Raw genomic sequence first — 13083 nt, forward strand, 5'->3', positions numbered from 1 at the left:
TCAATCACTCTGTTTCGATTTATGACCGGCTCGCAGCAAACCGCCCAAACCATGCTCCTCCAGATAGCGGGCAAACAGGCCGCGCAGTACGTGGGGGTTGTCATGTTTGAGGCCATCGGCCATCAGTTCGGTCAACTCGCTCAGGGTGGATTGACGCAGCACGTACTTGATCCGGGCGATGTTGTGGGTGTTCATACTGAAGCGGCGATAGCCCATGGCAAGCAGCAACAGTACACCGACCGGATCACCGGCCAGCTCGCCACAGACCGACACCGGCTTCTGGTAGCGGTGGGAAGCATCAACCAGCTGTTGCAGGGCGCGGATCACCGCAGGATGGAAGGCATCATAGATGTTGGCAACCCGGGAATTGTTGCGATCCACCGCCAGCAGGTACTGGGTAAGGTCATTGCTGCCCACAGACCAGAAGTCGATGAGCGGCGCCATCTCCGGCAAGATAAAGAGGGCTGAGGGCACCTCGATCATCACCCCGAGGCTGGGGTAGCGGATCACTGCATCGCGGCTCGCCGCCTCTTCCGACACTTCCCGCCATGCCTGATCCAGCAGACGACGGGAGGCTTTGATTTCGCTGACGCTGCTGATCATCGGCAGCATGATGGCCAGATTGTCCAGCCCTTCACTGGCCCGCAGCATCGCCTTGAGCTGCACCAGAAACAGTTCGGGGTGATCCAGGGTGATCCGGATCCCACGCCAGCCAAGGAAGGGGTTTTCCTCGACGATGGGGAAATAGGGCAACGGCTTGTCGCCGCCCACATCCAGCGTCCGCATACAGACCGGCCGGTTGCGGTAGGTCTCCAGAATGCCGCGATAACGGGCTGTCTGCTCCCACTCTGAGGGGAAACTCTCCTGCAGCATAAAGGGGATCTCGGTGCGATAGAGACCGACCCCGTCCGCCAGCTGATTGAGGGAGATCTCGGTATCGGCACTGAGACCGGCGTTGAGCAGCAGGGAGACCTTGGTGCCGTCGGCCGTCTCGGATGGCAAGTTGTCGACACTGCGCACCAAGGTATCGAGCGCCCGCTCTTCGCTCAGCAGCTGACGATACTCGGTCAGAATCACCTGATTGGGTTCGATGAAGAGATCGCCGCTGTAACCATCGACAACCAGCATGCGACCGCCGATGTCGCCGAGGGGCAGATCGACCCCCATGATGGCGGCGACCCCCATGGCGCGGGCCAGAATGGCGGCGTGGGAGTTGGTCCCCCCCTTGAGCGAGACCACCCCGGTCAGATACTCGCGGGGCACTTCCGCCAGAATGGTGGCGGTCACTTCATCGGCAACCAGCACCACCGGCTCGCCGATGGAGATATGTTCCGGTTCATTCTGCACCAGTCGGCTGATCAGCCGCTGGGCAATATCCTTCACGTCGGTGGAGCGCTCCTGCAGGTAGGGATCCTTCATCCCTTTGAACTGCTCGATCAAGCGATCACTGATCAGCTTGACCGCAGATACCGCAGTCCAGTGCTCCTTGCTCACCTTGTTGCGAATGGGCTTGATATAGCCGGGATCGTTCAGCAGATGGAGGTAGATATCGAAAATCGCCACCGAATCCTGGCTGTAGCTCTCGCGAAAACGCAGCGCCAGACTCTCCAGATCGTGGCGCACCTCCTCAACCGCCAGCTCCAGCCGCGCCAGCTGGCTGGCATGGTCTTCATCCTTGCGCGGGGTAATGGACGAGAGCGCCTTGCGGGGCCGCCACACCCAGGCCTTGGCCATGGCGATGCCGCTGGCACCGGCAATACCGCGCAGCGGCTTGCTCCAGTCGGTCTTCTGCAACCACCCCTTGGCCTGCGCCTGGGCAATCCGCGCCGCCAGCTGGGCCGCCAGGGTGACCATGAAGGACTCTTCCCCCTCATCGAAGCGGCGACTCTCTTTCTGCTGCACCACCAGAATGCCGACCACCTGACGCTGATGCATGATGGGAGCGCCGAGGAAGGAGCGGAACGCCTCTTCGGCCACATCGGGCAGGAATTTGAAACTGGGGTGCGCGGGGGCATCAGCCAGGTTGATCAGCTCTTCCCGCTGACCCACCAGACCAACGATACCCTGCTCGTAGGGCAGGGTCACCTTGCCGACCGCGGACGGTGCCAAGCCGTCGGTAGCCGCCAGGCGATAGCGGCGCACCTCGGGTTCCGAGACATACACGGAGCAGCAGTCCACTGCCATGGCGTGCCGGGTCTGGCTCACCAATGCCTGCAAGGCCTGCTCGAGGGTATTGGCCTCGGCCATGCTCTCGACGATACGTCTCAGTTCCGTTAACAACTAATCTGTGCTCCTTAACGGGCGCGGTTGCGCCGCCCATCCTTCTTGTTGACCTGCACTGCCGGCACTGGCATCGCCAGCGGGGCAAACTCTTTCATGACCCGGCGGTAAACCTCCCGCTTGAACGAGACGACCTGACGCACCGGATACCAGAAGCTGACCCAACGCCAGTCGTCAAATTCGGGATGGCCATGACAGCCGAACTGGATCCTCGACTCCTTGCCCGAATTCAGCTGTAACAGGAACCATTTTTGTTTTTGGCCAATACAGACCGGTGAACTGTCCCAGCGGACAAGACGTTTGGGTAAACGGTACTTTAGCCAGTTACGACTGGTGGCCATGATGGTCACATCTTCGGGCTTGAGGCCAATCTCCTCATACAGCTCTCGATACATGGCCTGCTCTGGCGTTTCACCATCATCAACCCCCCCCTGCGGAAACTGCCAGGAGTGCTGCCCATAGCGTTTAGCCCACAACACTTGTCCTTCACGGTTACAGATCACGATACCGACATTGGGACGAAATCCGTCGCCATCAATCACGTGATCACCTTATAAAGGCTGAATCTATAAGGAGATTGTTCCACATTCACTCCGTGGCAGCAAACAAGGAGTGAATCCCCTGTTTCATGAATAACTTTCAATTTCAAACATACTTATAAACAAATCCAAGGATCCGCTCCCCCAAGTTGCCCACCCAGGCTGTGCATAAAGCTGTTAGCAAACGGGTATATACAGTACTTTTTAACTGTACGCGAAAAGTGCCTCTCCGTATCACCACGCGACATAAAACATAAAAAATCATTATTTTTTATCAGCTTGAGATAAGACAACTGGATCTAGATCCATGTTCCCCCAAGAGCCAGATCCATGATCCGGATTGTGAACAAGTTCAACTGCTCAAAGATCCACCGCGGCGAAATTATCCACAGGAGTGGCACAATATCTACCCCGTTTACCCTGTAAAAATGGGGTGGCATTCACAATTTTTTGTAACATATCAGCGACTCCACCCACTTTCATCCACTTATCCAAGATTTCTGTGGATAACTGTGTGTAACATCATGCACAAACCCTTGGACAACTATTTAGAGGTCAAACCAGACCTGGCTTACTGCTCGATAAAACAGACAAAATCCTTTAAAATCATCATGATGAACTAATAGCCCCCAAATTCTCTGCATTTGATCTTATCCACTCAGGATCGGTTATAAAAACAGCGATCCTTCTCGGGATCCTCCCCTGTTAGAATATGGCGAGCAAGATGGAGCCAACTATGCCAAGCAATCCCCAATCCGAGCAGGAGTTATTGAGCCGCGCCTATGCCATGGCCGGCTTCACGCTGGCGCAGCTGGCCGCCGAGGCTGGTGTTGCGGTGCCCAAAGACCTGCGCCGTGACAAGGGGTGGGTCGGTCAGTTGATCGAGCTGCAACTGGGAGCCAGCGCAGGGAGCAAGCCGGAGCAGGACTTCCCGGAGCTGGGGATCGAACTCAAGACGATCCCCGTAGATCCTCAAGGCAAACCGCTGGAGACCACCTTCGTCTGCGTCGCCCCGCTGATCGGCGTCAGCGGCCAGCGCTGGGAGGAGTCCAACGTACGCAACAAGCTCTCCCGGGTGCTCTGGATCCCGGTGGAAGGCAGTCGGGAGATCCCGGTTGGCGAGCGGCGAGTCGGCATGCCGCTGATGTGGAGCCCGAATGAAGAGGAAGATCGGCTACTGCGTCAGGACTGGGAGGAGCTAATGGACATGATAGTGCTGGGAGAAGTGGAGCAGATCAGCGCACGCCACGGCCAGGTGATGCAACTGCGGCCCAAGGCGGCCAACAACAAGGCGCTGACTCGCGCCATCGGCCGCGATGGTCAACCCATCATGACCCTGCCCCGCGGCTTCTATCTCAAGATCGACTTTACCCACAGTTTGCTGCAACGCTATTTTGCCTTGCCGACTTGATCTGCCTTATCAACATCTTTGTCATATGGTGGTATAAAAATAGACAGGAGCCATTTTTAACTCACAGACAAGGAGGCGTCATGCCACTGATCAAACAGTTTTTAAAGTCCAAGCCCGAGGTCAAGGTGACCTTTGCCGTAGAGAAAGAGGCAGCAGCAGGGGCGGAACAGGTGATGCTGATCGGCGAGTTCACCCAGTGGCAACCGGTCGAGCTGAAGCGCATGAAGAGCGGCGAGTTCAAAGCCACCCTCAATCTGCCGACCGACGGCCCGGGTTACTTCGAATATTGCTACCAGCTCATCACCCCGGCAGGGGAAACCCTCTACGAGAATGACTGGGCAGCGGATGACTATGTGCCAGGCCCCTTCGGGCGAGACAACTCGGTAGTTCGGGTCATCCAGTAACGGCTCCCAGATAGCCAATAGACGGATACAAAAAAGGCTCGCCATTGGCGAGCCTTTTCACTACCTGTCGAGCTATTTGCCGACATACCGACACCAATTCGAATCGAATTAGTTGAGCTTCTCTTTGATACGAGCAGCTTTGCCGGACAGGTTGCGCAGGTAGTACAGTTTGGCGCGGCGAACATCACCACGACGCTTCAGTTCTACACTGTGGATCAGCGGAGAGTGAGTCTGGAATACACGCTCAACACCTTCGCCGTTGGAGATCTTGCGAACGGTGAAAGCAGAGTGCAGACCGCGGTTACGCTTGGCAATAACGATGCCTTCGAAAGCCTGCAGACGCTCTTTACCACCTTCTTTAACACGAACTTGAACACGTACAGTGTCGCCCTGGGCAAAAGCCGGGATGTCGGTACGCAGTTGCTCTTGTTCAAGCTGCTGAATAATCTTGCTCATTGTCTTTCCTTACCTAGGATAAACTGAAAACTCTACTTAACGCTGTCACGCACTTCGCGGACATACTCGGCAAGAAGTGATTCTTGCTCGTCAGTCAGAGCTAGGTTGTTAATAAGTTCCGGCCTTCTTTGCCAGGTTCGTCCGAGCGACTGCTTAAGACGCCAGCGTCGAATCACTTCGTGATTGCCGCTTGTCAGCGCCTCGGGCACCGCCAATCCATCCAACACCTCCGGCCGAGTATAGTGGGGATGATCCAGCAAGCCATCCGTAAAGGAGTCTTGCTCGGCACTGGCCTGATCGCCCAAAACCCCGGGGACCAGACGCGAAACCGCATCGATCAGGGTCATGGCAGGCAACTCGCCACCACTTAACACGTAATCCCCGATAGACCACTCTTCGTCGACTTCGGTTTGTATCACGCGTTCATCGATACCTTCGTATCGACCGGCTACCAGAATCAGTTTCTGATTCGTCGCCAACTCGGTTACGCCCGCTTGAGTCAGCTTGCGTCCCTGAGGAGAGAGATAGATGACTTTCGCCCCGTCTCCCGCCGCTTGCTTGGCTGCATGAATCGCGTCACGCAGCGGCTGAACCATCATTAACATGCCGGGCCCCCCACCATAAGGACGATCATCGACCGTACGGTGTTTATCGTGGGTAAAGTCCCGGGGGTTCCAGCACTCAATCTGCAGCAGGCCACTCTTGACGGCCCGACCCGTTACCCCGTGCTCGGTAATGGCTCGGAACATTTCAGGGAAGAGGCTAATGACCCCAATCCACATAAGAAACCTCCGGCACCCGTGTTAGCGCGGGAAACTAGAAACCAGGATCCCAATCAACTTCGATTGTTCGAGCAGTCAGATCAATATTCTTGATCACCTGCTCTTCCAAGAACGGAATCAACCGCTCCTTTGCACCAAAGGCATCTTTTACATTGGCCTCAACCACCAACACATCGTTGGAGCCGGTTTCCATCAATTCGGTCACCTTGCCCAGGTCGTATCCCTTGGTGGTCACCACGGAGCAACCAATCAGGTCACGCCAATAGAACTCACCTTCAGGCAACGCAGGCAACAGATCGGCGGGTACGCCAATCTCGACATTGGTCAATGCCAGGGCATCTTCGCGCACATCGATACCATCGAGTTTGCAGATCAGACCCTTGTTGTGACGTTTCCAGGATGAAACCCGAATTTCACGCCACGCCCCGTTCTGATTAATCAGCCAGGGGTTGTAATCGAAAATCGCTTCGGCAACATCGGTGAAGGAGTTCACTTTAAGCCAGCCCTTGATGCCATAAACGGTACCCAGGGTGCCCAGAACTACAGGTTTTTCCACCTTAACTCCTTACCGTTGGGCTGATTAAGCAGCTTTTTTAGCGTCTTTGATCAGCTTGGCAACGCGGTCAGAAACAGCGGCACCAGTAGCAACCCAATGCTCGATACGAGCCAGGTCCAGGTTCAGCTTTTCAGCTTGACCAGCAGCAACCGGGTTGAAGAAACCAACGCGCTCAATGAAGCGACCGTCACGGGCGCAACGGCTGTCAGAAACTACTACCTGGTAGAACGGACGCTTTTTCGCGCCACCACGTTGTAAACGAATGGTTACCATATCGTCCTCATTAACATCTAATGAACAAGGCCCGCAAACACGCGGACCCTAGCTTAAAATAAGCCGCGTAATTCTACTTGGATTCGTAATAATTGCAACCAAGCCAGCCATTTTTTGCGCAGAGCGGCAATTAAAAGGGGCCTGCAACTGCAGACCCCCATCAACACGCAGGCCGGATCAGAACGGGCCGCGACCGCCACCGAAACCGGGGGGCATCATGTTCTTCATCTGGCTCATCATCTTGCGCATGCCGCCTTTCCCGGACATTTTCTTCATCATGCGCTGCATCTCGGTGAACTGTTTGAGCAGCTTGTTCACATCCTGCACCTGCATGCCGGAACCTGCGGCGATACGGCGTTTGCGGGAACCCTTGATTAGATCGGGGTGGGCGCGCTCCTTCGGCGTCATGGAGCTGATGATGGCCTCCATCCGCACGGTGAGCTTGTCATCCATCTGATCTTTCACGTTATCCGGCAGACCGGACATGCCGGGCAGCTTGTCGAGCATCCCCATCATGCCGCCCATGTTGCGCATCTGGGCCAACTGCTCGCGGAAATCTTCCAGATCGAAACCCTTGCCGCTCTTGACCTTGCTGGCCAGCTTGGCCGCTTTCTCTTTATCGACGTTGCGCTCGACCTCTTCGATAAGAGAGAGCACATCGCCCATACCGAGGATGCGGGAGGCAAGACGATCCGGGTGGAACGGCTCCAGCGCATCGGTCTTTTCACCCATACCGATAAACTTGACCGGCTTGCCGGTGATGTGACGTACCGACAGCGCGGCACCACCACGGGCGTCGCCATCCGCCTTGGTGAGGATCACACCGGTAAGCGGCAGCGCTTCGTTGAACGCCTTGGCGGTGTTGGCGGCATCCTGACCGGTCATGGCATCCACCACGAACAGGGTCTCGACCGGCTTGATGGTGGCATGCAGATCCTGGATCTCGGCCATCATCTCGCTATCAACGTGCAGACGACCGGCAGTATCGACGATCACCACGTCATAGAATTTCTTGCGCGCCTGATCGATGGCGGCGGTGGCGATATCGACCGGCTTCTGGCTGGCATCGCTCGGGAAGAAGTCGACGCCGATGTCGCTGGCCAGGGTCTCCAGCTGCTTGATCGCCGCAGGGCGATAAACGTCAGCACTGACCACCAGCACTTTCTTCTTGCTGCGCTCTTTGAGCAGCTTGGCCAGTTTGCCGACCGTGGTGGTCTTACCGGCACCCTGCAGACCGGCCATCAGGATGATGGCGGGCGGCTGGGCAGCCAGGTTGAGCTGTTCGTTGGCCTCCCCCATTACGGTGACCAGTTCACCGTGCACAATCTTGATGAATGCCTGGCCCGGGCTCAGGGATTTGGCCACTTCCTGCCCGACTGCGCGCTCTTTGACACGCGCCACGAAATCACGCACGACCGGCAGGGCGACATCCGCCTCGAGCAGCGCCATGCGAACTTCGCGCAGGGTTTCCTTGATATTGTCTTCGGTCAGGCGACCACGGCCACTGACATTGCGCAAGGTGCGCGAGAGTCGTTCAGTCAAATTCTCAAACATGACGGATTCCGGTTCTTGGCGTAATAAATTGGGGGCATTATAACCCAGAGCGGGCGCGAGGACGATTATTCACCGCACCGCAGCAGCAGGGACCTTCTCCCTATATATGGGCAGATCGGCCGTTGCACAACTGGCGAGCACTTCTCGTGCAAGGTATACTGCCCCTCTTACCCTCAAAAGCTTGTGCAACAACGACCTGGTTATGATCGTAATCTCTGTTCTGGCCCTGGCGTTTTATCTGCTGGCCATCATCGCCTCCCTGCATCTGTTACTGAGCGCCAAGCCGGTGGGACAGCGCTCCCTGTTTGCCTGTATCGGATTGGCCCTGATCGCCCACGCCAGCGCCCTCGGTTCAGAGGTATTGCAGAGTTACGGCCAGAACCTGAGCATGCTCAACGTTGCCTCGCTGGTCAGCCTCATCATCAGTTGCTTCATGACCTGCGTGACCCGCCGCTTCAACGGCTGGATCCTGCTGCCGGTGGTCTACAGCTTCTCGGCCCTGTTGCTGGCTGCCAGCGCCTTGATCCCGGGTCGCTACATAACCCATCTGGAGGCCCATCCCCAGCTGTTGCTGCACATCGGCCTCGCCCTGATGGCCTACTCGGTATTGATGATCGCCTGTCTGTTTGCGCTGCAGCTCGCCTGTCTGGACAAGCAGCTTAAATCTCGAAAAATCAGCAACCTGCCAGCCATGCCGCCACTGATGACAGTGGAAAAACGGCTGTTTCAGTTGATCTCTGCAGGGGTGCTGCTACTGACACTCTCCATCGCCTCCGGCCTCTTCTTCCTCGAAGATATGTTCGCCCAGGGCAAGTCTCACAAGGCAGTGCTCTCCATCCTGGCATGGTGTGTTTACGTGTTGCTGCTGTGGGGTCATCACACCTATGGCTGGCGCGGCCGCAAAGTCATCACGCTCAGTCTGATTGGCAGCTTCATCCTGACTCTTGCCTACTTTGGCAGCCGCTTCGTCAAAGAAGTGCTGTTGAGCTGACACCTATACTCTTTTAGCCATACCATCCAACAGGAGCCCTTTTTGGACAGCATCTCAACGAGTACATTACTGATTGTTCTCGTTATCTTGATCCTTCTTTCCGCCTTTTTCTCCAGTGCCGAAACCGGCCTGATGTCCATCAACCGCTACAAACTGCGGCATCTGGCACAGACCAAACACAAAGCCGCACGTCGCGTCGAGCAACTGCTCGCCCGCCCCGATCGCCTGCTGGGGCTGATCCTGATCGGCAACAATCTGGTCAATATCCTCGCCTCCGCCATCGCCACCATCGTCTGTATCCGGCTGTTTGGTGATCTCGGGGTCGCCATCGCCACCTTCGGTCTGACCCTGGTGGTACTGGTATTCGGTGAAGTGACCCCCAAGACCCTGGCCGCCATGTTTCCGGAGAAGATCGCCTATCCCGCCTCCTGGATCCTCAAGGGGCTGATGGTGCCGCTCTCGCCGCTGGTCTGGCTGATCAACGGCATCACCAGCGGCCTGCTCAAGATGCTGAAGATCAATCCCAACAAGGATGACTCCCTGAACACCGAGGAGCTGCGCACCATCGTCAATGAGGCGGGTAACCTGATTCCCCAGCGTCATCAGGAGATGCTGCTGAGCATTCTGGATCTCGACAAGATGCTGGTCGAGGACATCATGGTGCCGCGCAGCGATATCTACGCCATCGACATCAACGATGACTGGAAGAGCATCCAGCGTCAGCTGGCCCACTGCGCTCACACCAAGATCCTGCTCTATCGCGACAATATCGACGACGTTGTCGGATTTTTACACGCTCGCGATGCCCTGCGGCTGGTAGCCAGGGACCAGTTCAACAAATCGAGTCTGTTGCGGGAAGTGGACGAGATCTACTTCATTCCGGAAGGAACGCCGCTCAACGTGCAGCTGGCCAAATTCCAGCGCAACAAGGAGCGAATTGGCCTGATCGTCGACGAATACGGCGATATTCAGGGGCTAATCACTCTGGACGATATTCTGGAAGAGATCGTCGGCGACTTCACCACCTCCATGACGCCAGCGCCGAGCGACGAGATCCATCCCCAGTCAGATGGTTCTTATCTGGTCGAAGGCTCAGCCAATATTCGTGAGCTGAACAAGGAGATGAACTGGCATCTGCCCATCGATGGCCCGCGTACCCTCAACGGCCTGATCCTCGAATATCTGGAGGAGATCCCCCAGCCCAACATCGGGATCCGGCTGGCCGGTTATCCTATCGAGATCCTCGATGTGGAGAACAACATGGTCAAGATGGCGCGGATTATGCCGGCATCGTACCGGGCGGAATCGGATTCGCAAGATTGAAAAAGGGCTGCCAGTGGCAGCCCTTTTCTATTGCTCATAGTCATTGCTCATCTTCATCATCCGGCTCCAGCACCAGCGTCGGGATCAACTCGCCGAAGACCCGTTGCAGCTCGTCACGGTTGGCCAGCAGGTCTTGCAGCGTATAGCTGTCCATCACCGCCAGAAACGCATCCATCGCCTCTTTCAGCGCGCTCTTGAGCAAACAGACAGAGACGATGTGGCAAGCGGGCGAGCCGCAGTCAATGCCGTCCAAATTGCCTTCCAGCGCCCTGATCACCTGCCCGATATTGATGCTAGCGGGATCGCAAGCCATGCGAATACCGCCATTCTTGCCCCGCTGGGATTGCAGATAGCCCAGCTTCACCAGCTGATTGACCACCTTCACCATGTGATTGCGGGAAACACCATACAGGGCCGATACCTTGGCAACGCTCGACAGCTCCCCTTCCGGCAGGGTGGCAAGATAGAGCAGGGCTCTCAATCCGAAATCTGTATAACTGGTTAGTCTCATAAAACCTGATTAGCGCGATGCGAAAAGTGGAGTATTGATTCAAATCAAATAAACATCTAGGATGCCACTTATTAAATGACATTTTATATGTTCAATTAGAACGAGGCCCCTATGCTAGATCAAACCACCGTTGCCGTCATCAAAAGCACCATTCCGCTGCTCGAATCGGCAGGCCCTGCCCTCACCCAGCACTTCTACCAGCGGATGTTCAGCCATAACCCGGAGCTGAAAGATATCTTCAACCTGGCCCACCAACGCAGTGGCGGCCAGCCGCTGGCCCTGTTCAATGCGGTCGCCGCGTATGCAAAGAATATCGACAATCTGGGGGCTCTCGCCGGTGCGGTCGAGCGGATTGCGCACAAACATACCGGATTCCTGATCCAGCCGGAACAATATCACATTGTAGGTAGTCATCTCTTGGCCACGCTCAAAGAATTGGGCGGAAGTGCGGTCACCGACGAGGTGCTGGAGGCATGGGGCAAGGCGTATGGCGTGCTGGCAGACATCTTCATCGGCCGCGAGCGGGAGATCTATCAGGAGAAGGCTAATCAGGATGGCGGCTGGCAAGGTACCCGCACCTTCATCATCAAGGAGAAGCGGGCCGAGAGCGCCCTCATCACCTCCTTCCTGCTGACGCCGGAAGATGGCAAGCCAGTGTTGGCCTTCAAACCGGGCCAATACCTCAGCATCAAGCTGGTTCACCCCGAGCTGGAATATCAGGAGATCCGCCAGTACTCCCTCTCCGATGCCCCCAACGGGCAGGATTACCGCATCAGCGTCAAGCGTGAGCCACAGGGTCAGGTCTCCAACCTGCTGCACGATCACCTGCAGGCGGGTGACAAGATCGAGGTGATGCCCCCTACCGGCGATTTCTACCTGAAAGCCGACAGCCAGACCCCGGTCGTACTGCTCTCCGCCGGTGTCGGCGTGACGCCGATGATGAGCATGCTCAACCAGCTGCTGGCGAACGGCCATCAGGCTGATGTCACCTGGCTGCACGCCTGCGAACAGGGCGCTGTACACGCCTTCCGGGAGGATATTCAGCAAAAATCCCGCCAGCATCCCAACTTGCTGAGCCGGGTCTGGTATCGGAAGCCGGAGGCCTGCGATGTACAGGGTGAAGATTACGACCTGGCCGGCACCATGGATCTGACTGCCGTGAAGGAGCGCATAACGCCGCAGGCCCACTACTACTTCTGTGGCCCTGTCGGCTTCATGCAAGAGATCAAGCGGCAGCTGCTGGCGGCTGGGGTACCATCGGAGCAGCTCCATTACGAAGTTTTTGGCCCCCACCAAGATCTCTAAGGCGCGGGCAGCCATATAACAGAGGGAGGTTCCGGCCTGTCATGGCACGGCGGCTGGAACCGGACCCACAGGTGCAGATCTGTGGGTCATTTTTTTTGGATCAGTGCATCGCCTTGGCGCGGGCCACCACGTTGGCCGGCATCCTGTTGCCAAGACGGTTGAGCAGAGTCGCCGCCTTCTGGTGCAGCACCTTGTCACCGATGACGGAGCCATGGAGCCAGCGATAGGCGTCCTCATAATCGAGCGGACTGCCCATCCCCTGCAACAGCATCTCGACCCACTCGATGCGGGCCCGCAGAAAACCGAGGCTGGCCGCCTCGCGCATCAGGGTCTCGGCTCGCACCAAATCCTTCTGCACCAAAGTTCCTTTCCAGTAGTAGCGACCCAACTGCTCCAGCGCCGGCGCCAACCCCTGATTGGCCGCCTCCCACATATATTGCACCCCGATCTCGGCATTGGGTTTGGTACAGACACCCCACGCCAGCATATCCCCCCAGAGGAATTGATAAGCCGGGATCTTCATCACCGAGGCGCGCGCTTCGATATCCTGAGTCAGCTGACAACGATCCTGCTTCACCTGAGTGAGGTGGCGCCCCTGCTCAATCCAGTTGAGCAGCTCGTCCTGACGATAGAGCGGCACCGCCTGCAACTCGCCAGCGGCCAGAGGTGCGGGAGGCGCCACCACAGCGGCAGGCTCA

14 protein-coding genes are annotated in these 13083 nt (G+C 56.8%); 5 read left to right on the forward strand and 9 right to left on the reverse strand.

Annotated features, from left to right (window positions below; genetic code table 11):
* Positions 1–2280 (reverse strand): phosphoenolpyruvate--protein phosphotransferase, encoded by a 2280-nt coding sequence (gene ptsP / locus ACTG2T_RS06280; RefSeq protein ID WP_005340422.1) that lies wholly within the window; start codon positions 2278–2280, stop codon positions 1–3.
* Positions 2281–2294: 14 nt separating this feature from the next.
* Complete coding sequence (gene rppH / locus ACTG2T_RS06285; protein WP_005340421.1) at positions 2295–2822, reverse strand: RNA pyrophosphohydrolase; 528 nt, start codon at positions 2820–2822, stop codon at positions 2295–2297.
* 733 nt (positions 2823–3555) lie between these two features.
* Here rppH and mutH point away from each other — a divergent pair.
* Together mutH and ACTG2T_RS06295 are read left to right on the forward strand one after the other, a co-directional pair.
* A complete protein-coding gene (gene mutH / locus ACTG2T_RS06290) occupies positions 3556–4230 on the forward strand; it encodes a DNA mismatch repair endonuclease MutH (protein WP_042084339.1) in 675 nt (224 codons plus the stop codon).
* Between the two features lie 80 nt (positions 4231–4310).
* Positions 4311–4634, forward strand: coding sequence for an isoamylase early set domain-containing protein (locus ACTG2T_RS06295; RefSeq protein ID WP_005348910.1), 324 nt, complete (start codon positions 4311–4313; stop codon positions 4632–4634).
* 108 nt (positions 4635–4742) lie between these two features.
* On the opposite strand, the gene rplS is transcribed toward ACTG2T_RS06295, so the two are convergent.
* The 5 genes from rplS to ffh form a co-directional block, all read right to left on the reverse strand.
* On the reverse strand, positions 4743–5090 hold the full coding sequence (rplS, locus tag ACTG2T_RS06300) for a 50S ribosomal protein L19 (protein ID WP_005313505.1): 348 nt from the start codon (positions 5088–5090) through the stop codon (positions 4743–4745).
* 32 nt (positions 5091–5122) lie between these two features.
* Positions 5123–5872 carry a tRNA (guanosine(37)-N1)-methyltransferase TrmD gene (trmD, locus tag ACTG2T_RS06305; protein WP_005308699.1) on the reverse strand — a complete coding sequence of 250 codons (750 nt, stop codon included), beginning with the start codon at positions 5870–5872 and terminating at the stop codon, positions 5123–5125.
* Positions 5873–5906: 34 nt separating this feature from the next.
* Entirely contained in the window at positions 5907–6428 is a 522-nt protein-coding gene (rimM, locus tag ACTG2T_RS06310) for a ribosome maturation factor RimM (RefSeq protein WP_005340394.1), read from the reverse strand.
* A gap of 24 nt (positions 6429–6452) precedes the next feature.
* On the reverse strand, positions 6453–6701 hold the full coding sequence (gene rpsP / locus ACTG2T_RS06315; RefSeq protein WP_005340392.1) for a 30S ribosomal protein S16: 249 nt from the start codon (positions 6699–6701) through the stop codon (positions 6453–6455).
* Positions 6702–6878: 177 nt separating this feature from the next.
* Positions 6879–8255, reverse strand: a complete 1377-nt coding sequence (ffh, locus tag ACTG2T_RS06320) for a signal recognition particle protein (RefSeq protein WP_005340391.1) — start codon at positions 8253–8255, stop codon at positions 6879–6881.
* A 202-nt stretch (positions 8256–8457) separates the two neighbouring features.
* Here ffh and ACTG2T_RS06325 point away from each other — a divergent pair, with 202 nt between their 5' ends.
* Together ACTG2T_RS06325 and ACTG2T_RS06330 are read left to right on the forward strand one after the other, a co-directional pair.
* Positions 8458–9246 (forward strand): cytochrome C assembly family protein, encoded by a 789-nt coding sequence (locus tag ACTG2T_RS06325; RefSeq protein ID WP_005340390.1) that lies wholly within the window; start codon positions 8458–8460, stop codon positions 9244–9246.
* A gap of 42 nt (positions 9247–9288) precedes the next feature.
* Complete coding sequence (locus ACTG2T_RS06330) at positions 9289–10569, forward strand: HlyC/CorC family transporter (protein ID WP_005348906.1); 1281 nt, start codon at positions 9289–9291, stop codon at positions 10567–10569.
* Between the two features lie 40 nt (positions 10570–10609).
* Here ACTG2T_RS06330 and ACTG2T_RS06335 read toward each other — a convergent pair whose 3' ends face one another.
* The gene (locus tag ACTG2T_RS06335) at positions 10610–11080 is read right to left on the reverse strand and encodes an Rrf2 family transcriptional regulator (protein ID WP_164537731.1); all 471 of its coding nucleotides are present in this window, start codon (positions 11078–11080) and stop codon (positions 10610–10612) included.
* A gap of 111 nt (positions 11081–11191) precedes the next feature.
* Here ACTG2T_RS06335 and hmpA point away from each other — a divergent pair, with 111 nt between their 5' ends.
* Positions 11192–12385 (forward strand): NO-inducible flavohemoprotein, encoded by a 1194-nt coding sequence (hmpA, locus tag ACTG2T_RS06340; protein WP_164537732.1) that lies wholly within the window; start codon positions 11192–11194, stop codon positions 12383–12385.
* A gap of 100 nt (positions 12386–12485) precedes the next feature.
* Here the strand turns inward: hmpA and ACTG2T_RS06345 are convergent, their stop codons facing one another.
* Positions 12486–13070, reverse strand: coding sequence for a tetratricopeptide repeat protein (locus ACTG2T_RS06345; RefSeq protein ID WP_164537993.1), 585 nt, complete (start codon positions 13068–13070; stop codon positions 12486–12488).
* Between the last annotated feature and the right edge of the window lie 13 nt (positions 13071–13083).

Origin of the sequence: Aeromonas sp. 75A (genome assembly GCF_051919425.1) — a bacterium.
Classification (GTDB): Bacteria; Pseudomonadota; Gammaproteobacteria; order Enterobacterales; family Aeromonadaceae; genus Aeromonas; species Aeromonas veronii.

Excerpts from the sequence above, each read along its gene's own strand:
- trmD (WP_005308699.1), bottom strand. The coding sequence starts at position 5,872 with ATGTGGATTGGGGTCATTAGCCTCTTCCCTGAAATGTTCCGAGCCATT.
- ACTG2T_RS06335 (WP_164537731.1), bottom strand. The coding sequence starts at position 11,080 with ATGAGACTAACCAGTTATACAGATTTCGGATTGAGAGCCCTGCTCTAT.
- rplS (WP_005313505.1), bottom strand. The coding sequence starts at position 5,090 with ATGAGCAAGATTATTCAGCAGCTTGAACAAGAGCAACTGCGTACCGAC.
- ffh (WP_005340391.1), bottom strand. The coding sequence starts at position 8,255 with ATGTTTGAGAATTTGACTGAACGACTCTCGCGCACCTTGCGCAATGTC.
- ACTG2T_RS06295 (WP_005348910.1), top strand. The coding sequence starts at position 4,311 with ATGCCACTGATCAAACAGTTTTTAAAGTCCAAGCCCGAGGTCAAGGTG.
- mutH (WP_042084339.1), top strand. The coding sequence starts at position 3,556 with ATGCCAAGCAATCCCCAATCCGAGCAGGAGTTATTGAGCCGCGCCTAT.
- ACTG2T_RS06325 (WP_005340390.1), top strand. The coding sequence starts at position 8,458 with ATGATCGTAATCTCTGTTCTGGCCCTGGCGTTTTATCTGCTGGCCATC.
- rpsP (WP_005340392.1), bottom strand. The coding sequence starts at position 6,701 with ATGGTAACCATTCGTTTACAACGTGGTGGCGCGAAAAAGCGTCCGTTC.
- hmpA (WP_164537732.1), top strand. The coding sequence starts at position 11,192 with ATGCTAGATCAAACCACCGTTGCCGTCATCAAAAGCACCATTCCGCTG.